We start from the raw sequence: 20,590 nt of genomic DNA on the forward strand, positions 1-20,590 counted from the left end.
AGCCACCCAAGCAATCATCGACGCCGAACCTAGCGGCAACCAGCCGAACCGATCACCACGTACATAGAAGCGTCTTGCAGTTTTGGTCCCCGGAATGTGGGATTCTGCGGGTTCTGTCGCGACAGAAACTGCAAGATCGCCGGGCCGGGCCCCGGTCGGCCGTGACGTGCCCTGGCCCACACTTCCCCAAATTCTGACCAAACGGAGGATGGTCTGCCGTATGGTTGGACCCGGCAGTGCTGGCCGCTCGGTTCGAGCGAGCCTCCACCGCCTGGTGACCGCGACCGGTTCGGATGCGGTTCACCGCCTGGGCAGGCTTGCGTGGCGCCCTGGGTCGCGGTTCGTGACCAGGGGCGCCCGCCTGTCCCGGGCTCTTCGGTCGGCCCCGCCCCGTGTCGCGCTCCGGGGGACTGCGTGGCCTGAAGCGTAGATAGCCTTCACCGGGCCAGACCCGCCAGCAGGTTCACGGTCACGGCGATGATGAACGCGCCGAACAGGTACGACACCATCGAGTGGCGCAGCACCGTACGACGCATCTCGTTGCTGGTCAGGTTGGTGTCGGAGACCTGGAACGTCGTCCCGATAGTGAACGCGACGTACGCGAAGTCGGAGTAGCGCGGCGGTTCGGGCTGATTGAAGTTCACCCCGCCGTCCGGGCCGGTGTAGTAGATCCGGGCGTACCGGGCGGCGAACACGGTGTGCACCACGAACCAGGAGAGCACCACGCTGAGCACGCCCACGCCGCTGTGCAGTTCCCGGGCAACCCCGGGGGGCGCACTCTGCGCGCTGGCCACGACCAACCCGACAGCCAGCAGGCTGGCCAGGCAGGCGACGAGCAGCAGGGCGTCCCGGATCGCCCGGTTCGGGTCCTCGTGGACGGCCAGCTGGGCGGTCCGCAGGGCGTCCATCGGCCAAATTTTGTGCCAGACCAGCACGAGCCAGCTCAGCGCGCCCACGTCCCAGCCAGCCAGTGCGGCGAGCGGCAGGGGAAGCAGCAGCGCGAAGACGCAGCCGGCGACGACGCCGACCACCGCCACGACGGCGAGCTGCTTCGCAGCCGGGAAACGCACGTCCGCTGGCCGGTCGGGGCCGGTCTGGGTCATTCGGGACGCTCCCGGGTCGGGGTGGTGGGCGTCACTGCCGGGTCAGATGCCGCGCAGGTGCTGCGAGACCCGGTTGTGCTTCTTGTCCCGGGCCTGCTCGGCCCGCTGGGCGGGGCCGACCTCGGGCGCAGCCTCGATCCCGGCCGACCGGGCCACCTCGGTCCCGTTGGCGTAGTCGACCGGCGGCAGGGCGCGCAGCGCCTTCAGCACGTCCGGCGGGGCACCCTCCCGTTCGGCCTCGCGGACCACGTCGTTCTTCTCGGCCGGGTAGTCCAGGCTCGACAGGTACTGCAGGACGTCGGCGTAGCTCGCCATGGCGTGGGCTCCCTCTGGCATCGATGTGGTGACGACCGGCGGCGGTTACCCGCCCGCTGGCCGGTCACGCCCGCCCGACGCAGGAAACCCGGTGCCGTTTCTCCTCGGCCGCCGCGGGTACCCGCAGGCGTCGACGCGAGCCAAGGGAGTACGCGATGAACTACGACACCTTCATCGACCAGGTTTCCCAGCGCACCGCGACGTCGTCCGAGCGGGCGGTCGAGCTGACCCGGGCCGTGTTGGAGACGTTCGCTGAGCGGTTGACCGGCGGTGAGAATCTGGACCTTGCCGCTCAGCTGCCACAGCCGTTGCAACTGGTGCTCAAGCCGAGCCCGAGCACCGAGCAGGCGGACCGGTTCGGTGCGGCCGAGTTCGTCGCCCGGGTCGCTCTGCGCGCCGGGGTGGACGAGCCGGCCGCCCGGGACGCCAGTCGGGCGGTCTTCACCACACTGCGGGAGGCGATCACCGGCGGTGAGTTCGACGACGTGGCGACGCAACTCCCGCGTGACTATCGGGGCCTGGTCGAGCAGGCGATGGCTCCGGGGGCGACGCTTCGCCGCGGTTGACAGTGCTCGTACCGGGCGTACACAGCGGTTTACCAGGGCAACCACCGATGTCCCGCATGGCGTCGTGATTCCACCTGGCCTAACCTTGTCGTGCGAGGGGAGTACTTCCCACGAACCATTCCGGTCAGTACGGCGCGCCCGGCGCGCCTCGGGTGGTTGTCCACCAGGTGGTGGGTGAAGGAGACCTCGAACATGACGGTGTTCGAGGAGACCCACCATGAATCATGTGTCATATCTGTCCGCCGCCAGTGACCTGTCGTCGGTGGGCACTCCCACGCTGTGGGCGGTCACCATCATCGGGGTCCTCCTGCTGTTGGTGCTGGACTTCCTGGTCACCCGTCGCCCGCACGAGGTGTCCATGCGGGAGGCCATCGGCTGGTCGGCGTTCTACATAGCGCTGCCGCTGGCGTTCGGCGCCTGGGTCTGGGCCCGCTTCGGCTCCCAGCAGGGCGTCGAATACCTGACCGGTTACCTGGTGGAGAAGTCGCTCTCGGTCGACAACCTCTTCGTCTTCATGTTGCTGCTGGCGGCGTTCGCGGTGCCGGCGGTGCTCGCCCAGCGGGTGCTGCTCTACGGCATCGCCGGTGCGCTGGTGCTGCGGGCCGTCTTCATCGCCCTCGGCGCGGCGGCGTTGCAGACCCTCGACTTCGCCTTCCTGCTCTTCGCGATCATCCTGATCGCCACCGCGGTGAAGCTGCTGCGCGATGCCCTGTCCGGGCATCAGCAGGAGGTCGACATCAACAAGATGCGTTCGGTGAAGCTGCTGCGCAAGGTCATGCCGGTGGTCGACGACTACCACGGCACCAAGATGACCGTCCGGCAGGGCGCGAAGCGCGCACTCACGCCGTTCGCCCTTGTGGTGGTCGCGGTCCTGGCCACCGACATCGTCTTCGCTGTCGACTCGGTGCCGGCCGTCTACGGCATCACCGAGGACCCGTACCTGGTGTTCGCCACCAACGCGTTCGCCCTGCTCGGCCTGCGGGCGCTCTACTTCGTCCTGCACGCGGCACTGAGCCGGCTGGTGCACCTCAGCTACGGCCTGGCCATCATCCTGGCGTTCATCGGCCTCAAGCTGGGTCTGCACTGGGCGCACGGCATCTGGGACAGCGTGCCGCAGATCCCCACCCTGGCCTCGCTCGGCGTGATCATCGGTGTGCTGGTGGTGGTCACGGTGACCAGCCTGCGCGCCACCCGCGGCGGCGACCTGCCCAAGGACCGCACTGTCGTCGCGGAGCGGCACTGACCGCGCCGCGCCGGCTCACGACGGGGTACGCGGGAAAGCTCCCGCCCTCACCGGCGCGAGTGGTACGACTGTGCAATGGGAATCGTGTCACCGGGCTTTCAGGGTCGGCCCCGAACGCAGGAGCCGGCCCTGCCACCCGGTCAGTATCTGACCGAGGACTTTCCGGTGCTCTCGGCCGGTCCGACGCCCCGGGTGTCACTGGACACCTGGGAGTTCGTCATCTCCGCCGAGAACGGCAGCGACCACCGGTGGTCGTGGCAGGAGTTGATGGCCCTGCCGCAGGAGACGCCGACTGTAGACATCCACTGCGTCACCCGCTGGTCCAAGCTCGGCACCAACTGGAAGGGTGTCTCACTGGACACGCTGCTCGCCGACGTGGACACGGGGGCGCACTTCGCGCTGGCGCACTCCTACGGCGGGTACACCACCAACCTGCCGCTCGACGACCTGCGCGGCGGTCAGGCCTGGGTGGTGCACACCTTCGACGGCGCCCCGCTGCCCGCTGAGCACGGCGGGCCGGCGCGACTGCTGGTGCCGCACCTGTACTTCTGGAAGTCCGCCAAGTGGGTGCGCGGCCTCCGACTCAAGACGATGGACGAGCCAGGGTTCTGGGAGACCGCCGGGTACCACGACTACGGCGACCCGTGGCGCGAACAGCGGTACCAGGGTGACTGAGCGCGCGGTGGCGACGAGCACCCAGCGCCGGACGCCCAACCGTTGGCAGGTCGGCCGGCTGGTGGAGCGCCGGGTGGAGACACCGTCCGCGCAGACCCTGGTGCTGGAGGTGCCGGACTGGCCGGGGCACCTGCCGGGGCAGCACGTCGACCTGCGACTCACCGCTCCGGACGGTTACCAGGCGGCACGGTCGTACTCGATCGCCGGGCCGGCCGTGGACGGGCCGGGAGGACCGCGCATCGAGGTGACAGTGCAGCGGGTGCACGACGGCGAGGTGTCGCCGTACCTCATTGATGTCTTTGGGGACGGCGACCCGATCGAGGTCCGCGGACCGCTCGGCGGCTGGTTCATCTGGCGACCCGAGGAGACCGCGCCGGTGCAACTGGTCGCCGGCGGCTCCGGCGTCGTGCCGTTGATGGCGATGATCCGGGCGCGGCGGGCGGTGGGCAGCAAGGCACCGTTCCGGCTGATCTACTCGGTGCGCACCCCGGGTGACGTGATCTACGCCGACGAGCTGCGCCGCCGGGTCCGCGACGACTTCGGCCTCGACGTCGCGTACGTCTACACCCGGGAGGCGCCCGAGGGTTGGCGCGGCGAGCCGCACCGGATCGGGCTGGCCGACGTCAACACGCACGGGTGGCCACCGGACCTGGAACCACTCACCTACGTCTGCGGCCCGACCGCGTTCGTGGAGACCGTGGCCGACCTGCTGGTGGGGCTGGGTCACCCGTCGCGTCGGGTCAAGACCGAACGGTTCGGCCCCACCGGCTGACCACCGCTCACTCACGCAGTGTCGAGGAGATTCGATGACCGAGATGTCGTACCTGGACGGGAACATGCTCGACGGACCGATGCGTGAGCTGTTCACCGTCGACCTGAGCAGCGCGATGGGCCGCTGTGAGAACTGCGGGACGACCGGTTCGATGGCCAGCCTGCACGTCTACTCGAACGCCCCGGGCCTCGTCGCCCGCTGCCCCTCCTGCGAGGAGGTGATGGTGCGACTGGTGCGCGGGCCGGACCGGGCCTGGCTGGACATGCGCGGCACCACCTTCCTTCAGGTGCCGATGCCGATGGAGCAGACGTTCCCCGGCCCGCTCTGACTGTGCTCCAGCGGACCGGCATCATCGGTGCAGAGCCCACACCCAGACGGTTCCGAAGGCCACCGAGAGGACCGCACCGAGCGCCAGGAAGGCGAGTCCGGTACGAAGGAGCGCGATCCTGCGTGACTGCCGCTCCGGCCGAAAGACGTCGAAGTCGCTCCTCGGAGCCATCAGGTCGTAGAGGAAGACCCCGGCGCCGATCAGCAGGGGTAGGACCGCCACCACCGCGAGGCTCCACACCACCACGTCGTCGTTCGCCAGCGCGGTCAGGGTCGTCGCGTTCGTCGCGAGGATGCGTACGACCTGGAACGCGCCGTTGATCACCGAGAGCACAATGCCCGTCCGAGCCAGCCACAACCACGGCCACGTCTGCTCCTGCTGGGCCTTGAGCCCGCCAGAGGTCTTCATCGTCGACCCCGTGGTTCGATGGGGAACCTGCCGATCCGCATGCGGGTCTCGGTGACCCGCAGTTCCAGCCACTGTTCGTTCTTGGCGATCAGCGGAAGGAGTTCGCGGAGGATGTTCACCATCCCCGCCATGACTTTCTCGTCCCGGTAGATCTCGGCGTTCAGTGGCGCCCGCACGCCTTTCCGCAGGGAGTTCACCAGGACCGTGGGCAGTGCGATGAATGCCGCTACCGTGGCCGCCGCGCCGACGTAGTGCGGCAGTACGGCAATCAGCGCGCAGACACCGGTGGCGAGGATGGCGGCCACGGCGATCCGCTCGACGAGCAGGTAACGCCGGTAGCGGTCACGGGCCCCATCCACGGTGGCCAGCAGTGCCTCGGCCTCCCGGAGGGAACGTTCGAAGTCGTCGCCCGACGCGTACTGCGGTCTCACCTCAGATCTGTAGCCCACAGAACTCCAGCATGGCGTTCCACTTGTCGATGTCGCCGTCCGCGAACTCCTCGCCGACCTGCTGGCCTGGCGTGACCGCGACAAGAGCGTTCACCTGTGCCTTCCGGCCCCGGATGACGACTTTGTGCGTGGTGTGGTCGTCGGTTCGGCGTTGCAGATACCCGCTGCTGTTCGAGATTCGGTGAAACAGCGCGCTCTTTCCGGCGAATCGATCACCGACCACCATGATGGGTGTGACCTCCGCGAGCCGCGGATGTTTCTTCACTTCGGTGATCTCGATCATTCGGCGCGACGTGTCGCTGGTCGCGGAGTCGACGATTCGCACGGTGCGGTCCCAGCGTTGCGCGACGTCCGTCCAGTATGGTTCGAGATCATCCAAGATCATCGGCCGGTCCCCGGGTGTCATTCGCGAAGGTGATCGACAGAAGTTAACAGCGCCGACGGCGGTCACGAGGATTTGTCGCGATGTCGACAGACTCGCCTGGGCGGTGCCGCTCACCCGGCTGAGGCAGGATGGCCGGGTGGGCACTGGTCGGTGGCGTGGTGTGCCGCTCGCGGTCCGGTGTGTGGTGGCTGTCGCCGTGCTGGTCTTCGCCTACGGCACCGCTGTGCACGTGGTGCAGTTGCTCCTGCCCCGGTTCGGGCCGCAGCTCGCACTGCCCGGGTGGCTGAGTTTCTACTTCACGTCCCTGACGCTGTGGGATCCGTTGGCGGCACTGCTGTTGGCCGCTCGCCGGGTGCAGGGGCTCGTGCTGGGCTGCGCGGTGCTGGCGACGGACGCGGCCGCGAACGGGTACGCCAACTACGTGCTGGACCCGGCGAGCGGTGTCACCCCGGGCCGGATCGGGCAGGCCGTCATCACCGCCCTCGCCGTCGGTCTCGTCGCGCTCAGTCCCTGGCTGGCGCCGTGGTTCGCGCGACGAGGGGCCCTTCAGTAGCGGAGGAGGTCGTAGGCCCGGGCGAGGTCGTCGGCCCACGGCGAGTCGTTGTCACGTACGCCGGCCAGGGCCGTCGTCAGCTCGTTCTCCACCGGCCGATTCTCTCATCGACGACTCACTGGGCGGTGCCCGCGAGCAGCCACCGCCGGACGGGGATCTCCAGCAGCGCCCGCTCACCGTCCGGTCTGACCTGCCGGCCGACGTCCCAGCCGTCGTACTTGCGCGCGAACGCCTCGACGACAGTGCCCGGGAATCCACTTCGGTGCACGTGGGCGGCGCCCTCCGCCACCACCGGAGCGTTGCCATTCTCCAGAGCCAGGGACACCCGTGGGTCGGCCAGGATATTGCGGGCCTTGACGCTGCGGCTCTCGCAACCGACCCAGAACGTCGCGGAGAGGTAGACGAACCAGACCGGCGTGAGGTGCGGGGACCCGTCGCGTCGCACCGTGCACAGCCAGACGTTCAGCTCCCGTGACAGTCGCTCCTCGACGTCGGTCGAAGGGGGCGAGGGGGTTCGGTTCATCAGGCAAGTGGATCACAAGCCTGCCCGTGCCGGCGGTGGCCGTCGAATACTCGGGTGCGGCAGGCCCGGCTCGTCCCTAGGCTTTGCGCCCCAAGGACCGTACGGCATCCGGTCGGATCGGAGATGACCAGCGCGATGACGGCTCACCTGTTCGCGATCACCTGTGACGCAACCCAGCCCGTACGCCTCGGTCGGTTCTGGTCCGGGCTTCTTGGTCGGGACATGGTGGAGGATCCGCGCGACGGCGTCCTGGTCCTGCCGGGGGCCGACCCCGAGCTCCGGCTGCGCTTCGTGCCGTCTGACCAGCCGAAGGTCGTCCAGAACCGGATGCACTTCGATCTGACCAGCAGTTCGCTGGAGGACCAGCGGCAGACGGTGGCCCGTGCGTTGGAGCTGGGCGCGCGGCACGCCGACATCGGGCAGGGCCCGGAGATCGATCATGTGGTGCTCGCCGATCCCGAGGGCAACGAGTTCTGCGTGATCGAGCCGGGCAACAACTTCCTCGCCGGCTGCGGCTTCGTCGGTGCGTTGGCCTGCGACGGTTCGCAGGCGGTCGGCTACTTCTGGAGTGCCGCGCTGGGCTGGCCGCTGGTCTGGGACCAGGACGAGGAAACGGCGATCCAGTCGCCGCACGGTGGCACGAAGATCACCTGGGGTGGTCCGCCGCACATGCCGAACGGCGGTCGGGACCGGGTGCGTTTCGACCTCGCGCCGGGTGGTGGCGTCGACTGGCAGGTCGAGGTCGACCGTCTGCTCTCGCTCGGGGCGACCCGGGTCGACGCCGACCAGGATGGGACAGGCCGGCTGGTGCTGGCGGACCCCGATGGTCAGGAGTTCAGCCTGCGGACGTCCCGCTAGCCCCGGTAAGCGCCGCGATCATTGGACAACAGCGGCGCCGGTCGGTCAGAGTGGTCCGCCGTGAGATACCTGCGTACCGGTGGTCCCGCCGCGATCCGGCGACCCCGGCCCACCGACTCGGACGAGTTCGTCGCCGCCGTGCTGCGCAGTCGGGACCTGCACCATCCCTGGTTGGTCGCGCCGGCCAGCCCGGAGGAGTACGAGCTCTATCTGCGCCGGATCCGTCGCCGCGACAGCGCCGGCTACCTGATCTGCGACCGGGCCAGCGGCGAGATCGCCGGCTACGTGAACATCAGCGGAATCGTGCTCGGCGCGCTGCGCGGTGGCTACCTGGGATACGCGGCGTTCCTCCCGTACAGCGGGACCGGTCACGCCTCGGCGGGCGTCGCCCTGGTGATCGACCACGCGTTCACCTCGGCCGGGTTGCACCGGCTGGAGGCGAACATCCAACCGGGCAACGAGCCGTCGCGGCGGGTGGCCCGCAAGCTGGGTTTCCGGTTGGAGGGTTTCTCTCCGGACTACCTGTTCATCGACGGCGCCTGGCGCGACCACGAGCGCTGGGCGATCACCGCACCAACCCCCGCCTGACTCGTCGGCCCGGCCGCGCCTGAGCGACGGGTCAGGGGGCATTGGGGCAGCGGTCCGGTCTCCGGCGGCGTGGTGGGAGGGTGAATCTCGGTCACGCACCGGGAAGCTCCGAAGGTCGGGCTGACCTGGTGCGTGACGTCAAAAGCCCTGGTCCCACCGGCGAGTTGCCGAAGCCCGGTTGCCAGCTTGCTCATTCGTTCCTCCGGGGCCTCGGGCCTTTCACCCAGACCGGGTGATGACGCTCCGTGCCCTGCTTCCTACGGTGGGTGTCATGGCTGCCGTTCGTGCGACCCCTGCCGACCCCATGCCCGGTCTGTCGATCGCCAATTCGGACAGTGGCGATCAGCGGGCGATCCCGCCGGAACTGGGACCCGACTCTCTTGCGGTGCTCAGCGGGCCCACCTTCCTGTACTCCAACGCCCAGGGGGACGTCCCGCCGGGCAGCATCGGTGGGCTCGTGCACCTGGACACCCGGCTGCTCAGCGGTTGGACATTGACCATCGACGGCAGTGAGTTGCTGGTGTTGCGCTCCGAGACCATCGAGCACTACTCCGCGCAGTACACGCTCACCAACCCCGACCTGCCGGGGCTGCCGCCGAACAGCCTGGCCATCCGGCGGCTGCGCTACGTCGGCGACGGCCTGCACGAACGCCTGGAACTGGTCTCGTTCCGGTTGGAGCCGGTCCGGTTCGAGCTGCGGCTGGCCGTCGACGCCGACTTCGCCGACCTGTTCGAGGTCAAGTCCAGGGTCCGGGACCGCTTCGCGGAGATCAGCCGGGACCATGCCGCCGACGGTTCCGAACTGTGCTTCTCCTACCAGAGCGGTGACTTCTGCGCCCAGACCCGGGTGTGCTGCGCGACGCCAGCCGACCGCATCGAGGGCGACGACCTGGTCTGGGAGCTTGACCTGGGCCCCCGCGAGTCCTGGAAGGTGGACCTGCACGTGCCGCTGCCGGACGGCATGGGGGTGGTCGAGCCGGTCCGGGGTGACATCGCCGACGTCTTCCACGGTCGCGCCGACGATCCGCTGCGCCGGTGGACCGAGAACCGCGCGGTGTTGCGCAGCGACAGCACGTCGCTGGAGCGCACCGTACGCCAGTCCCGTGACGACCTGTCGGCGCTGCGGCTCGACCTGGAGGTCAAGGGCCAGCGCATCATGTTGCCCGGTGCCGGACTGCCCTGGTTCCTCACCGTCTTCGGACGGGACACCCTGATCAGCGCCTACCAGACGTTGGTCGCCGGACCCACCCTGGCGAAGGGCGCGCTGCTCGCGCTGGCCCGGCTCCAGGGCCAAGCCTGCGACGACTTCACCGACGAGGAGCCCGGCAAGATCCTGCACGAGGTACGCAGCGGCGAGCTGACCCGCTCCGGCGAGAAGCCGTACGGGCCCTACTACGGCACCGCCGACGCCACCCAGCTCTGGCTGATCCTGCTCTCCGAGTACTGGCGGTGGACCGGCGACGACTCGACCGTCCAGCAACTGCGCGACAACGCGCTGGCCGCGTGGCGCTGGATCGACGAGTACGGCGACCGGGACGGCGACGGCTACGTCGAGTACGCCACCCGCTCGTACGAGGGGCTGGGCAACCAGTGCTGGCGGGACTCCCCGGACGGGGTGTGCTTCGCCGACGGTCGAATCCCCGTGCTCCCGCTGGCCACCAGCGACCTCCAGGGCTACACCTACGACGCCAAGCTGCGGCTGGCTGAGTTGTTCGACGGGCCGTTGGACGACCCCGAGTCGGCGCACCGGCTGCGCGAGCAGGCCAACACCCTGTACGAGAGGTTCAACCAGGACTTCTGGATCGAGGAACGGGGCGGCTATTACGCGGTCGCCCTGGACGGCGACAAGAACCGCGTCGACTCCAAGACCTCGAACATGGGTCACCTGCTGTGGAGCGGAATCGTGCCACCGGAGCGCGCCGACGCGGTGGTGCGACAACTCATGTCACCGGACATGTTCTCCGGTTGGGGCATCCGCACCCTGTCCCGGGAGGAACGGCCCTACAACGCCCTCGGCTACCACCTCGGCACGGTCTGGCCGCACGACAACTCGATCGCCGCGCTCGGCCTGGCCCGGTACGGCTACCGGGCCGAGTCGAACCGGATCAGCCTGGCGATGATCGAGGCCGCCGAGCAGTTCGGTTACCGGTTACCGGAGGCGCTCAGCGGTTTCGACCGGGAGCGGCTGCTGTTCGCCGTGCCGTACCCGACCGCGTGCAGCCCGCAGGCGTGGGCGGCCGGCACGCCGCTGGCCCTGATCCGCGCCATGCTCGGCATCAATCCGGTCGAGGGCCGGCTGGTCCTCGATCCGGACGTCCCGGAGGAACTGGGCCGGATCGTCGCCGAGCGGGTCCGGGTGTTCGGCCAACAGTGGGAGGTCGAGGCGATCGGTCGCAGCGGCCACATCCGGCTCCAGCCGAGCTGAGCGCGGCTGGCTGAGCGCGGCTGGCGAGGGAGGACGGCTGAACGCGGCTGGCAGGCCGGACGTTTGTCGCGGGCTTCGACGGGAAACGGCCCGCAATGACGAAACCTCGTGTGGTGATCGTGGGGGCCGGGTTCGCCGGTTACCACGCGGCGAAGACGTTGAGCCGGATCGCCCGGGACCGGGCCGAGATCGTGGTGCTGAACTCCACCGACTACTTCCTCTACCTGCCGCTGCTGCCCGAGGTGGCGGCCGGGGTGGTCGAACCCAGACGGATCGCCGTGCCGCTGACCGGGACGCTCAAGGGCGTACGGGTGGTGATCGGCGAGGCGGACCACGTGGACCTGCAGAACCGCTGGGTCGGCTTCACCCAGGCCGAGGGGGAGAAGAACCGGCTGGCGTACGACCGGCTGGTGCTCGCCGTGGGCAGCGTCAACAAGCTGCTGCCCATCCCCGGGGTGACCGAGTACGCGCACGGTTTCCGTGGCCTGCCCGAGGCCGTCTACCTGCATGATCACATCGTCCGGCAGGTCGAACTGGCCGAGCAGGCCGAGGACCCTGCCGAGCAGCAGGCCCGCTCCACGTTCGTGGTGGTCGGAGCGGGTTACACCGGCACCGAGGTCGCGGCGCACGGGCAGCTGTTCACCGACGCGTTGCACGCGCAACGGCCCCGGCTCACCGTCCGGCCCCGCTGGATGCTGCTCGACGTGGCGTCCCGGGTGCTGCCGGAGTTGGACAAGCGGATGTCGGACACCTCGCACAAGGTGCTCAACCGGCGTGGGGTGGACGTGCGGATGGGCACCTCGGTCGCCGAGGCGACGTGCGACGGGGTGAAGCTCACCGACGGTGAGTACGTGCCGACCTGCACCCTGGTGTGGTGTGTGGGGGTGCGCCCCGACCCGTTCGTCAACGAGCTGGGCCTGCGGACCGACCGGGGTCGGCTGGTCACCGACGAGTTCCTCAACGTCCCCGGCTATCCGGAGGTGTACGCCATCGGCGACGCCGCCGCGGTGCCCGACCTGGTCAACCCGGGCAAGGTCTGCGGGATGACCGCCCAGCACGCGCAGCGGCAGGGCAAGCGCGCGGCGCACAACATCGCCGCGTCGTACGGTTTCGGCCGCCGCAAGCCGTACAAGCACCACGACCTGGGCTGGGTCGTCGACCTGGGTGGCAAGGACGCGGCGGCGAACCCGTTGCAGGTCAACCTGGCCGGTCTGCCGGCCAAGGCGGTCACCCGGGCGTACCACCTGATGGCGATGCCGGGAAACCGCACGCGGGTCAGCGCGGACTGGGCGTTGGACGCCGCGTTGACCCGGTCCGCGGTCCAGTTGGGGCTGGTGCCGGCGAACGCGGTGCCGCTGGAGAGCACGTCTCCCGAGGTGGCGTCCCGGTCCCGCTGAGCGGGCAGGTGGCGGCGCCGGCCGGACCCGGAATGGTCAGTCGGTGGAGCCGGCCGGTCGCGTGGACCGCGCGGCCGGACCGGCGGGCGGGGCGGGCCGCAGCCGGCGCGGGCCGTACTCGCGCAGCAGGGTCTGGACGATGCCGGCGGCGGGGATGGCCAGCAGCGCGCCGAGCAGACCGGCCAGCTCCGCCGCGAGCAGCAGACTGACGAGCACCGTCAACGGGTTCAGCCGGACCGCGCGGGACAGGATGAGTGGCTGGAGCAGGTGGTTCTCCACCTGCTGGTAGACCACGAAGAAGACCAGCACCACCACCCCGGCGGTGGGGGAGTGCAGGAAACCGGCACCGGCCGCGATCACCGCGCCGAGGGTCGCCCCGACCAGCGGTATCAGGTCGGCCACCGCCACCAGGAGGGCGATCACGGCCGCGAAGGGCACCCCGGTGAGGGCCAGCACCGCGTAGGTCAACGCCCCGCAGATCACGCTGATCAGCAGATTCCCGGTGAGATAGCCGGTCACTGTGCGCGACACCTCCCGGCCCACCCGGCGCAGCCGCTCGCCCTGACCGTCCCCGGCCGCCGCGAGCAGGCCGCTGGTGATCCGCGGCGCCTCCAACACCATGAGGTACGCCAGCACGATGACCGTGACCAGCCCGGCGACCGACTCGACGACGCCGCGCAGCACACCGACAGCGGGTTGGCGCAGGCGACCGCCGAGGTCGTGCAGCTGCCCCGAGTGGTCGCTGACGTAGCGCCGCGCCCCGGTGCGCTCCAGTAGCTGCCCCACCGGGCCCCGCCCGGCGCGGGCCTCCCGCAGCAGCTCGGGTGCCCGGTCGGCGAAGCGGCCCAACTCCCCGAACAGCGGCACCAGGATGAGCGCGGCCAGGATCGCCAGCAGGACGAACGCGGCGAGGAACACCAGCAGTGTGGCCAGCGCCCGACGCCGGACGAAGCGGCGTTGCAGCCGGTCGACGAGGGGCTTGAGCGCGACGGCGAAGAACGCGGCGACCACCGCCCAGACCAGCACCCGCCGGGTCGCGTACACGAACCCCAGCGCGAGCGCGGTCGCCAGCACCAGACCGATCACGATCAGAGTGCGGCGGCCGGTCACCCGATCGTCGACGTTGCTCATCCGGCGGGCCTTCCCCGCGCACGCCGTCGGAAACCCGGCAATGGGGGCATAACGGCGATCAGTGGTGCGAGTTGTCGTCCGCGTCGGTGACGGGGTGGGCGCCGGCGGCGAACGTGTCGAGCGCGCCGGCGTGCAGCAGCCCACCGGGCACCGGGTCGTGCAGGGCGGCCACCGCCAGCCGGGCCACCGGCAGCCCGCCGGGGCGGGAGGTCGCGGCCAGCACCAGGTTGCCGTACCTGCGGCCGCGTAACATCCGCCGGTCGCCGACCACGCACACGTCGGCGAAGACCGCCCGCAAGGTGGCCACCTGCACCCGGGTGCCGACCAGCGGAGGCAGATCGGTGACGTTGACCAGGTACGACCCGTCGGGGCGCAGGACGCGGGCCACCTCGGCGGCGAACTCGACGGTGCGCACGTGCCGGGGCATCCGGGCCGCGCGGTAGATGTCGGCGATCACCAGGTCGTAGCGGCCGTCCGGGGTGTCGGTCAGAGCGTCCCGGGCGTCGGCGACCTCGACCCGCACCTCCGGCGGCAGCGGCGGCAACTCCCGGGCCACCAGCTCGACCACCGCCGCGTCCCGCTCGACGACCCGTTGCCGGGAGCCGGGCCGGGTGGCGGCCAGCCAGCGGGGCAACGTCAACGCGCCGCCGCCCAGGTGCAGGACGTTCAATGGCGCGCCGGCCGGGGCCGCCACCTCCACGGCCGAGGCGATCCGCCGGACGTACTCGAAGTGCAGGTGCCGGGGATCCTCGACATCCACGTACGACTGCTCGACCCCGGCGGACAGCAGTGTCCGCCCGGTCCGGCGGACCGGATCGGCGACGAGTTCCAGCCGGTCTGCGGCGCGGTTCATGCCCGGCACGCTAGCCGAGCCCACCGTGCACCTGGCACGGCGGACGGGCCGGCGGAGCGGGGTCGCCCCCGCTCCGCCGGCCCGACGGTGTCGTGGTGGCCGGTCAGCCGCCGGCCATCCCGGCCCCCACCTCGTCGATCGCGTCGTCGATCTGGCGGGCGAGGTCCACGTCGAGCGCGGTGACCCCGTTGGCCTGGTTGGTTCGCACTGTCAACACGGCGGCGGTGTCGCCCGGACGTCCGATGCTCGGGCCGCGGCCGTTGTCCTGGCGAAGCCGGTCGAGCCGGGCGAGCACCCGGTCCAGGTTGTCGGGCGGCAGCGCGACCACCCGGTAGAGGCCCTGGCTGTCGCCGGACCAGTAGGGCAGGTCGTCCAGCGCCGCGCTGATCTCGTCGGCGTCCAGGGTGGGTGTGGTGGTGGAGGCGCCCACCAGGCCGCCGCCGGCCTCCGGCGGGTTCAGCAGGTCGCGCAACCCGTCGGGTACGTGCAACGACTCGACCAGGTCGCCGTCCTGCTCGGCGAGCGCGGCGATCGTCGCCTCCGCCTGGTAACGGGCCTGCTCCGGGGTGTTGCCGCTGATCCGGCCCACCTCGGCCAGGAAGCCGGGCAGGTCCCGGTGCCGCTCGATGCCGTCGACCGGCAGCACGTCGTGCAGCGACGCCGGCACCGCGGCGAGCAGCCGCTGCCGCTCGGCGGCCTCCAGGGCGAACGCGAGGACCAGAACTGTCGCCTCGGTGCCCACCTTGGCGGTCTTGAAGTCGACCCCGGCGCGACGCCGAACCTCGTCGACCAGGTCGTGGTAGCCCATGCTGTTCACACCGGCCGCGCCGCTCGGCGGGGACGGCTGCGGTCGCGGGTTGTCGGCGCTACCGACCTGCGGCGGTGCCGGCCCCCCGCGCGTGGTGTCCGACTTGTGCGGTCCGGCCGCTGGTGGGCCCGTCCGCTTACCCGCGTCGAGGCTCGTGAGCTGCTTGGACGCGCTCAGGCTGGCGCCGATCTCGCTGGGCTGGCGATTCTGTTCCCGGGCCTGCCGGGCCAGGGCCCGACGCCTCTGGTTGTCGCCCTCCATCTGCTTGCGCATGGTGGCATCCCTTCCGCTGGGGATCGTGGCTGCGCCAGTCGCCTTCCCGCCGTCCCGGAGAAGGAAACGGAGGCCGCCGGCCGGGTCGGACCAACCTGCGCCACGCTTCATCCGGCGGGGGTGAGGGGTGCTCACCCGCACGGCCCGCACGATCGGCTCAGGACCGGAGTTCTTCCGAGGTACGCGGAAGGAAGGTCGTCATGAAGGAAGTTGTCGAGATCGTCCCCGCTCGACCCGGCTGGTACGCCCGCTGGCAACTCACACCCGAGGTCACCAGGTGTTACCCGGTGAGCCTGTGGGCGCTGGTGGAGGAGGCCGACGGAACGGGCCGCGAGGTGATCGGGATGGACTGCATCGGTCAGTGGCCCGGTGCGGACGACAACGAGGCGGGTGGGCAGTTCGTCCGCTACCTGTACCAGACGCCCGATTCGGGGGAGCCCGAGGACGTCGACCCGGCCCCGATCGGCGAGCTGCGTGAGGACGGCCCCCGGCTCCAGCCGATGACGGCACCCTAGACATTCCGCCGGCCCCCGACCCCAGGTCCCAGGGTCGGGGGCCACCCCGTCCGGTGCGGGGCGGCCGGTGGGTCAGCCGGTGGTGGCGCGCACGTCGTCGGCGGCGTACGCCTCGGCGAGCAATTCGGTCAGGCCCGTGCGGTCCAGCATCCGCTGAAGCTGAGGGCTGACCCCGGTCAGTCGGATCGCCCCGGCGGCGCGGTGCACCACCAGCAACGCGCTGAGCCCGGAGGAGTCGCAGAGGGTCACCGCGGTCAGGTCGACCAGAACCGGGGCGTCGTCGCCGCGCAGCCCGGCCGCCGCGGCGATCAGCTCCGGTGCGCTGTCGTAGTCGAGTTCGCCGGTCAGCCGGAGTCGGACGTTTCCGGCGGCGAGCCGGATTGTCTCGATGGTCAACAGCTGGTCGGGCATCCCACCATTCTCCTTGTCGAGCCACAAAACGCAAAGCGGGGGCGGTCACGCGCCCCCGTGTCCCTCGTCCGACGCCCCGCCGTGGCGGTGCCGGCCACCTGCCGTGAGATGCCGCTTTCCGGGTTCCGGCGTAGGGTGACGGGAGAGTTTTGACCATGGACGCCGGTTCCGGCACGGGTTCGGTGAACGACAAAGGAGTGAGGCTCAGCTGGTGACTGCTTCCGACGTCAGGGACTGGGACCCGGGCGACGGACGGCTCTCCACGCCGAGCACGACACGACCCTCGGCGTGGTCCGCCGACGTTCGCCGCCCCACCGCGGCCCTGCCGCCGCTGGCACCCGACCGGGGGCAGGCCACGCCCGACTGGTTGGAAGTCGTCGAGCACGTCCGGGAGGGTCTGGTGGTCTGCGACGCCGATGGCGTCGTGCGGCACGTCAGCCCGGTGGCTGAGCGGTTGCTGCCCGAGGTGACTCCCGGCGAGCTGCTCGGCGCGGCCGGTGTGCCCGGGTTGAGCGACGGTGTCCCCGGGAGCTTCACCCATCGCGGGCGCCGGCTCACCGCGCGCCAGGTGCCGCTCTCCGGTGACCGCTGCTGCTGGTACGTCGAGGACGTCACCGACAGCGTCAGCCGGGCCGACGCGCTGCTCGCCGAACGGGCTCGCTCGGCGTTCCTGGCCGTGGTCGGCGACAAGCTGGGCAACCCACTGCACCCGGACCGGGCTGCCGCCGCTGTCGTCCGACTCGCCGTGCCGACCCTGGCCGAGGTGGCGGTGCTGGTGCTCGCCCCGAAGGCCGGGCGCGCCCGCTGGTGGCGGGCCTCACGCACCGACGACGAGGTGCCGACTGTGGACAGCGGCGTACTGGTTGGCGGCGAGCTGCCGACCGCCATCGCCGACGGGCTGACCGGGGCCGAGCCGCACGCGGTGGACTGGTTGGTCGAGCAGGCGGTCGACGCCGGTTGGCTGCCGGGGCTGGCCGGCACCGACAGCGCCGCCCGGGTCGTTCCGCTGCCGGGTCGCGACGCGCCGGTCGGTGTGCTGCTGGTGGCCCGTCGCGCCACCCGCTGGTACGACGAGGACGACGTGGAGCTGGTCCGCGCGTTCGCGGCCCGCGCGGGCGCGGCGTTGACCACCGCGCTGCTCTACCGCGACCAGGCCGAGGTGGCCGACACCCTCCAGGCCAGCCTCCTGCCGGTCGAGCCGGTCGAGGCCACCGGTGTGCAGTGGGGCACCGCGTACCGGCCCGCGCAGTCGGGGCTGCGCATCGGCGGCGACTTCTACGGCTCGCACCGGCTCCCCGACGGGGGTTCGGTGTTCTTCCTCGGCGACGTGTCGGGCAAGGGCGTCGAAGCCGCCGTCTTCACCGGCCAGCTGCGCCAGTGTCTGCAGGCGCTGCACCGGTTGGAGTCGCACCCGGCGCGGCTGCTGCGGCTGCTCAACGACGCGTTGCTGGAGACGACCCAGGCGCACGGTGAGGGCCGCTTCGCCACCATCGTGCTCGGCGTGGCCCGCCCGGAGCGCGACGGCGGCCTCACCCTCACCATGGCCGGCGGCGGGCATCTGCCACCACTGGTGCTGCGCGCCTCCGGTGAGGTGGAGACGGTGCCGTTGCGCGGCATGCTGATCGGGGTGGTGCCCGACCCCCGCGTCGGCGAGGTGACGGTGCGGCTGGCGCCGGGCGAGACCTGCCTGCTCTACAGCGACGGGGTGACCGAGGCCCGGGGCGGCCGGCGCGGGGACGAGCAGTTCGGCCCGGAGCGGCTGATCAGCGCGCTGACCGGCTGCCATCGGATGCCCGCCCCGGCCCTGGCCGAACGGGTCGAGCAGATCACCTGCGACTGGCTGGCACAGGGCGACCACGACGACATCGCCGTGCTGGCGCTGCGGGCGGCCGGCCTGGGCGGGCGCGGGGCACGGCACCTGCACTCGGTGCCCGCCGGCGTCGACCACGTGAGGGAACCTGACGCGTGACCGCCGCCACGGCCGCCAATGACCTCGGCGAGGCGTACTCCGGATATCTGGAGCATCTCGCGGACGCCGACGAGTACGCCGCGACCGACCTGGCGATCGGTCTGCTCGACGCGGGCGTCCCAGCGGAGCGGGTGCTGCTCGACCTGGTCGCGCCCGCGCAGGCCGAGGTGGGTGAGCGGTGGGCCCGCAACGAGTGGAGCGTCGCCCAGGAGCACGCGGCCACCCACATCAGCGAGCAGGTGGTGGCGGCGGTTTCCGCGCACGCGAGACCGCAGCCGATCAACGGCCGGGTCGTGGTCGCCTGCATGGACGGCGAGTGGCACGCGCTGCCGCCCCGGCTGGTGGCCGAGGTGCTGCGGTTACGCGGGTGGCAGGTGACCTTCCTGGGCGCCAGCGTCCCCGCGGCGCACCTCGTGTCGTACCTGCACCGCTACGACGCGCACGCGGTCGCGTTGGCGTGTGCGCTGCCGATGCGCCTGCCGTACGCCCACCGCATGATCGAGGCCTGCCGCCGCTCGGACGTCCCGGTGGTGGTGGGCGGGCGTGGGTTCGGCACGGACGGCCGGTGGGCGCGCCGGCTCGGGGTGACCTGGGCACCGGACGCGCCCTCGGCGGCCGAGCTGATCGCCGACGAGCGGGCGCTGCGCGCGGCGCCGCCGGCGCGGCTGGCCCACCTGGCCGACGACGAGTACGCCAGCCTGGTGCGCCGTCGCGGTGAGCTGATCGACAGCGCGTTGGCGGAGCTGCGGGAGCGGGTGCCGGCGGCACGGGCGTACACCGCCGCGCAGCTCGACTCGACGGTGAGCGACCTGGGCCACATGGTGGATTTCCTGGCCGCGGCGGTCTACGTCGACGACTCCTCCCTGTTCACGGAGTTCGTGGAGTGGCTGTCGGGGATTCTGGAAAGTCGTGGGGTGCCCGCCGGGGCGGTTGTCCTGCCGCTGGAGCACTACGCCGTCGCGTTGCGGGACTTTCCCCGGGCGGCGCGGGCGCTGGCGCTGGGATGCGCGGCGCTGCCCGGCGCCGCCCGCTGACCGACCCGTCGGGGGCATCCGGATCGATCACCGCGCTCGGCGGCGGACGGGTCAGCTCTGCGTATACTTGCCGGACTGCAAACGTCCCACCCTCGTGGTGGAGCGAGGGGGGGAACGGTGACGTTCAGCGTCAACTACGTCGAGCGCGACGGGGGTGGCGCCTGCCTGCGGCTCGTGGGCGAGCTGGACCTGAGCACCGCCCCCGAGCTGACCGCCGCGATCGAGCGGCTCACGGCGGCGGGCGAGACCCGGGTGCTGCTCGACCTGACCGACCTCACGTTCTGCGACTCCACCGGGATGGCCGTGTTCGTCCGGGGCGACAACCAGGCGGCGGCCGACGGGGGGTGGCTGCGGCTCACCGGTGCCCACGGGCGGGTCGAGCGGGTGCTGCGGGTGACCGGCCTCGCCGACGTGTTGCGGTACGAACCGGAGTCGGTCGACCCCGCGTCCCGCAGTGCTTCCTGATGGGCTAGATTTCCCCGCCAGCATTTCCCCCGCCAACGCGGTGACCGTCAGGGTCCCGTCCCCGTTGACTCCGAGGCAGGTAGTGATGGGCGCAGACAGCCCGCAGCCGGTACGCATCCTGGTGGTCGACGACGACCCGGGTGATGTGCTGATGATCGAGGAGGCGCTGGCGGACTCCGACGTCGACAAGATCATCGACGTGGTGAGTGACGGCGAGGAGGCGATGGAGTTTCTCCGCGCCGAGGGCCGCCACGAAGATGCCCGCCGACCCGACGTGATCCTGCTGGATCTGAACATGCCGCGCATGGACGGTCGCCAGGTGCTCGGGGCGGTCAAGCAGGACGAGGATCTGCGGACCATCCCGATCGTCGTGCTGACCACCTCCAACGCCGACACCGACATCGTCGGCAGCTACACGTTGCAGGCCAACGCGTACGTCACCAAGCCGATCGACCTGGACGACTTCAACGACGTGGTGCGCCGCATCGATGAGTTCTTCGGCCGGGTCGTCGTGCTGCCCAAGCGGGTCTGAGCCTCGCGCCA

At 70.9% G+C, this 20,590-nt stretch carries 25 protein-coding genes; 15 read left to right on the forward strand and 10 right to left on the reverse strand.

The window, feature by feature from the left end:
• Nucleotides 1-437: 437 nt before the first annotated feature.
• Together ACLQ3F_RS04055 and ACLQ3F_RS04060 are read right to left on the reverse strand one after the other, a co-directional pair.
• Nucleotides 438-1,103 carry a DUF1345 domain-containing protein gene (locus ACLQ3F_RS04055; protein ID WP_425846203.1) on the reverse strand — a complete coding sequence of 222 codons (666 nt, stop codon included), beginning with the start codon at nt 1,101-1,103 and terminating at the stop codon, nt 438-440.
• A 42-nt stretch (nt 1,104-1,145) separates the two neighbouring features.
• Nucleotides 1,146-1,418, reverse strand: coding sequence for a DUF2795 domain-containing protein (locus ACLQ3F_RS04060; protein WP_184186396.1), 273 nt, complete (start codon nt 1,416-1,418; stop codon nt 1,146-1,148).
• Between the two features lie 155 nt (nt 1,419-1,573).
• On the opposite strand from ACLQ3F_RS04060, the gene ACLQ3F_RS04065 reads away from it, so the two are divergent.
• The 5 genes from ACLQ3F_RS04065 (at nt 1,574) to ACLQ3F_RS04085 (ending at nt 5,002) form a co-directional block, all read left to right on the forward strand.
• Nucleotides 1,574-1,984 (forward strand): DUF2267 domain-containing protein, encoded by a 411-nt coding sequence (locus ACLQ3F_RS04065; RefSeq protein WP_179778796.1) that lies wholly within the window; start codon nt 1,574-1,576, stop codon nt 1,982-1,984.
• Between the two features lie 217 nt (nt 1,985-2,201).
• A complete protein-coding gene (locus ACLQ3F_RS04070) occupies nt 2,202-3,227 on the forward strand; it encodes a TerC/Alx family metal homeostasis membrane protein (protein WP_425846205.1) in 1,026 nt (341 codons plus the stop codon).
• Between the two features lie 75 nt (nt 3,228-3,302).
• Nucleotides 3,303-3,902, forward strand: coding sequence for a sulfite oxidase-like oxidoreductase (locus ACLQ3F_RS04075; RefSeq protein WP_357206186.1), 600 nt, complete (start codon nt 3,303-3,305; stop codon nt 3,900-3,902).
• Nucleotides 3,903-3,909: 7 nt separating this feature from the next.
• Nucleotides 3,910-4,674 carry a ferredoxin reductase gene (locus tag ACLQ3F_RS04080; protein WP_366611314.1) on the forward strand — a complete coding sequence of 255 codons (765 nt, stop codon included), beginning with the start codon at nt 3,910-3,912 and terminating at the stop codon, nt 4,672-4,674.
• Nucleotides 4,675-4,708: 34 nt separating this feature from the next.
• Nucleotides 4,709-5,002: a DUF6510 family protein gene (locus ACLQ3F_RS04085; RefSeq protein ID WP_355009041.1), complete on the forward strand. Its 294-nt coding sequence runs from the start codon at nt 4,709-4,711 to the stop codon at nt 5,000-5,002.
• Nucleotides 5,003-5,023: 21 nt separating this feature from the next.
• Here the strand turns inward: ACLQ3F_RS04085 and ACLQ3F_RS04090 are convergent, their stop codons facing one another.
• From ACLQ3F_RS04090 to ACLQ3F_RS04100, 3 genes are read right to left on the reverse strand one after another with little or no spacing between them, the layout of a single operon-like run.
• Complete coding sequence (locus ACLQ3F_RS04090; RefSeq protein WP_425846208.1) at nt 5,024-5,410, reverse strand: hypothetical protein; 387 nt, start codon at nt 5,408-5,410, stop codon at nt 5,024-5,026.
• A complete protein-coding gene (locus ACLQ3F_RS04095) occupies nt 5,407-5,841 on the reverse strand; it encodes a hypothetical protein (RefSeq protein ID WP_425846210.1) in 435 nt (144 codons plus the stop codon). Before ACLQ3F_RS04095 ends, ACLQ3F_RS04090 begins: the two co-directional genes overlap by 4 nt.
• 1 nt (nt 5,842) lies before the next feature.
• A complete protein-coding gene (locus ACLQ3F_RS04100; protein WP_425846213.1) occupies nt 5,843-6,358 on the reverse strand; it encodes a hypothetical protein in 516 nt (171 codons plus the stop codon).
• A gap of 22 nt (nt 6,359-6,380) precedes the next feature.
• Between ACLQ3F_RS04100 and ACLQ3F_RS04105 the strand changes: the two genes are divergently transcribed.
• Nucleotides 6,381-6,797 carry a hypothetical protein gene (locus ACLQ3F_RS04105; RefSeq protein ID WP_425846216.1) on the forward strand — a complete coding sequence of 139 codons (417 nt, stop codon included), beginning with the start codon at nt 6,381-6,383 and terminating at the stop codon, nt 6,795-6,797.
• 115 nt (nt 6,798-6,912) lie between these two features.
• On the opposite strand, the gene ACLQ3F_RS04110 is transcribed toward ACLQ3F_RS04105, so the two are convergent.
• A complete protein-coding gene (locus tag ACLQ3F_RS04110) occupies nt 6,913-7,320 on the reverse strand; it encodes a pyridoxamine 5'-phosphate oxidase family protein (RefSeq protein WP_425846218.1) in 408 nt (135 codons plus the stop codon).
• 123 nt (nt 7,321-7,443) lie between these two features.
• Here ACLQ3F_RS04110 and ACLQ3F_RS04115 point away from each other — a divergent pair, with 123 nt between their 5' ends.
• The 4 genes from ACLQ3F_RS04115 (at nt 7,444) to ACLQ3F_RS04130 (ending at nt 12,588) form a co-directional block, all read left to right on the forward strand.
• On the forward strand, nt 7,444-8,178 hold the full coding sequence (locus ACLQ3F_RS04115) for a VOC family protein (protein WP_425846220.1): 735 nt from the start codon (nt 7,444-7,446) through the stop codon (nt 8,176-8,178).
• Nucleotides 8,179-8,238: 60 nt separating this feature from the next.
• Complete coding sequence (locus tag ACLQ3F_RS04120) at nt 8,239-8,766, forward strand: GNAT family N-acetyltransferase (RefSeq protein ID WP_357206193.1); 528 nt, start codon at nt 8,239-8,241, stop codon at nt 8,764-8,766.
• 271 nt (nt 8,767-9,037) lie between these two features.
• Nucleotides 9,038-11,191, forward strand: a complete 2,154-nt coding sequence (locus ACLQ3F_RS04125; RefSeq protein WP_425846223.1) for a glycogen debranching N-terminal domain-containing protein — start codon at nt 9,038-9,040, stop codon at nt 11,189-11,191.
• A gap of 95 nt (nt 11,192-11,286) precedes the next feature.
• A complete protein-coding gene (locus ACLQ3F_RS04130) occupies nt 11,287-12,588 on the forward strand; it encodes an NAD(P)/FAD-dependent oxidoreductase (RefSeq protein ID WP_357264326.1) in 1,302 nt (433 codons plus the stop codon).
• 36 nt (nt 12,589-12,624) lie between these two features.
• Here the strand turns inward: ACLQ3F_RS04130 and ACLQ3F_RS04135 are convergent, their stop codons facing one another.
• The 3 genes from ACLQ3F_RS04135 to ACLQ3F_RS04145 all read right to left on the reverse strand — a co-directional run bounded on the left by ACLQ3F_RS04135 (nt 12,625) and on the right by ACLQ3F_RS04145 (nt 15,653).
• The gene (locus ACLQ3F_RS04135; RefSeq protein ID WP_425846227.1) at nt 12,625-13,719 is read right to left on the reverse strand and encodes an AI-2E family transporter; all 1,095 of its coding nucleotides are present in this window, start codon (nt 13,717-13,719) and stop codon (nt 12,625-12,627) included.
• Nucleotides 13,720-13,777: 58 nt separating this feature from the next.
• The gene (locus tag ACLQ3F_RS04140; RefSeq protein WP_425846230.1) at nt 13,778-14,572 is read right to left on the reverse strand and encodes a spermidine synthase; all 795 of its coding nucleotides are present in this window, start codon (nt 14,570-14,572) and stop codon (nt 13,778-13,780) included.
• A 103-nt stretch (nt 14,573-14,675) separates the two neighbouring features.
• Entirely contained in the window at nt 14,676-15,653 is a 978-nt protein-coding gene (locus tag ACLQ3F_RS04145) for a DUF2267 domain-containing protein (RefSeq protein WP_357264335.1), read from the reverse strand.
• Nucleotides 15,654-15,853: 200 nt separating this feature from the next.
• Between ACLQ3F_RS04145 and ACLQ3F_RS04150 the strand changes: the two genes are divergently transcribed.
• Nucleotides 15,854-16,168, forward strand: coding sequence for a hypothetical protein (locus tag ACLQ3F_RS04150; protein ID WP_357233583.1), 315 nt, complete (start codon nt 15,854-15,856; stop codon nt 16,166-16,168).
• A 72-nt stretch (nt 16,169-16,240) separates the two neighbouring features.
• Here ACLQ3F_RS04150 and ACLQ3F_RS04155 read toward each other — a convergent pair whose 3' ends face one another.
• Nucleotides 16,241-16,579, reverse strand: coding sequence for an STAS domain-containing protein (locus ACLQ3F_RS04155; protein ID WP_425846234.1), 339 nt, complete (start codon nt 16,577-16,579; stop codon nt 16,241-16,243).
• Between the two features lie 211 nt (nt 16,580-16,790).
• On the opposite strand from ACLQ3F_RS04155, the gene ACLQ3F_RS04160 reads away from it, so the two are divergent.
• From ACLQ3F_RS04160 to ACLQ3F_RS04175, 4 genes are all read left to right on the forward strand, one after another.
• Nucleotides 16,791-18,548, forward strand: coding sequence for a SpoIIE family protein phosphatase (locus tag ACLQ3F_RS04160; RefSeq protein ID WP_425846236.1), 1,758 nt, complete (start codon nt 16,791-16,793; stop codon nt 18,546-18,548).
• The gene (locus ACLQ3F_RS04165) at nt 18,545-19,582 is read left to right on the forward strand and encodes a cobalamin B12-binding domain-containing protein (RefSeq protein ID WP_425846239.1); all 1,038 of its coding nucleotides are present in this window, start codon (nt 18,545-18,547) and stop codon (nt 19,580-19,582) included. Before ACLQ3F_RS04160 ends, ACLQ3F_RS04165 begins: the two co-directional genes overlap by 4 nt.
• Nucleotides 19,583-19,699: 117 nt before the next feature.
• Nucleotides 19,700-20,047: an STAS domain-containing protein gene (locus ACLQ3F_RS04170; protein ID WP_355009027.1), complete on the forward strand. Its 348-nt coding sequence runs from the start codon at nt 19,700-19,702 to the stop codon at nt 20,045-20,047.
• 85 nt (nt 20,048-20,132) lie between these two features.
• A complete protein-coding gene (locus ACLQ3F_RS04175; protein ID WP_355009026.1) occupies nt 20,133-20,579 on the forward strand; it encodes a response regulator in 447 nt (148 codons plus the stop codon).
• The last annotated feature ends 11 nt before the right edge of the window (nt 20,580-20,590 follow it).

The sequence above is a fragment of the Micromonospora sp. DT15 genome (assembly GCF_049841475.1).
Lineage (GTDB): Bacteria > Actinomycetota > Actinomycetes > Mycobacteriales > Micromonosporaceae > Micromonospora.

Excerpts from the sequence above, each read along its gene's own strand:
- ACLQ3F_RS04055 (WP_425846203.1), bottom strand. The coding sequence starts at position 1,103 with ATGACCCAGACCGGCCCCGACCGGCCAGCGGACGTGCGTTTCCCGGCT.
- ACLQ3F_RS04060 (WP_184186396.1), bottom strand. The coding sequence starts at position 1,418 with ATGGCGAGCTACGCCGACGTCCTGCAGTACCTGTCGAGCCTGGACTAC.
- ACLQ3F_RS04065 (WP_179778796.1), top strand. The coding sequence starts at position 1,574 with ATGAACTACGACACCTTCATCGACCAGGTTTCCCAGCGCACCGCGACG.
- ACLQ3F_RS04070 (WP_425846205.1), top strand. The coding sequence starts at position 2,202 with ATGAATCATGTGTCATATCTGTCCGCCGCCAGTGACCTGTCGTCGGTG.
- ACLQ3F_RS04075 (WP_357206186.1), top strand. The coding sequence starts at position 3,303 with ATGGGAATCGTGTCACCGGGCTTTCAGGGTCGGCCCCGAACGCAGGAG.
- ACLQ3F_RS04085 (WP_355009041.1), top strand. The coding sequence starts at position 4,709 with ATGACCGAGATGTCGTACCTGGACGGGAACATGCTCGACGGACCGATG.
- ACLQ3F_RS04090 (WP_425846208.1), bottom strand. The coding sequence starts at position 5,410 with ATGAAGACCTCTGGCGGGCTCAAGGCCCAGCAGGAGCAGACGTGGCCG.
- ACLQ3F_RS04110 (WP_425846218.1), bottom strand. The coding sequence starts at position 7,320 with ATGAACCGAACCCCCTCGCCCCCTTCGACCGACGTCGAGGAGCGACTG.
- ACLQ3F_RS04115 (WP_425846220.1), top strand. The coding sequence starts at position 7,444 with ATGACCAGCGCGATGACGGCTCACCTGTTCGCGATCACCTGTGACGCA.
- ACLQ3F_RS04125 (WP_425846223.1), top strand. The coding sequence starts at position 9,038 with ATGGCTGCCGTTCGTGCGACCCCTGCCGACCCCATGCCCGGTCTGTCG.
- ACLQ3F_RS04130 (WP_357264326.1), top strand. The coding sequence starts at position 11,287 with ATGACGAAACCTCGTGTGGTGATCGTGGGGGCCGGGTTCGCCGGTTAC.
- ACLQ3F_RS04135 (WP_425846227.1), bottom strand. The coding sequence starts at position 13,719 with ATGAGCAACGTCGACGATCGGGTGACCGGCCGCCGCACTCTGATCGTG.
- ACLQ3F_RS04140 (WP_425846230.1), bottom strand. The coding sequence starts at position 14,572 with ATGAACCGCGCCGCAGACCGGCTGGAACTCGTCGCCGATCCGGTCCGC.
- ACLQ3F_RS04145 (WP_357264335.1), bottom strand. The coding sequence starts at position 15,653 with ATGCGCAAGCAGATGGAGGGCGACAACCAGAGGCGTCGGGCCCTGGCC.
- ACLQ3F_RS04150 (WP_357233583.1), top strand. The coding sequence starts at position 15,854 with ATGAAGGAAGTTGTCGAGATCGTCCCCGCTCGACCCGGCTGGTACGCC.
- ACLQ3F_RS04155 (WP_425846234.1), bottom strand. The coding sequence starts at position 16,579 with ATGCCCGACCAGCTGTTGACCATCGAGACAATCCGGCTCGCCGCCGGA.
- ACLQ3F_RS04175 (WP_355009026.1), top strand. The coding sequence starts at position 20,133 with ATGGGCGCAGACAGCCCGCAGCCGGTACGCATCCTGGTGGTCGACGAC.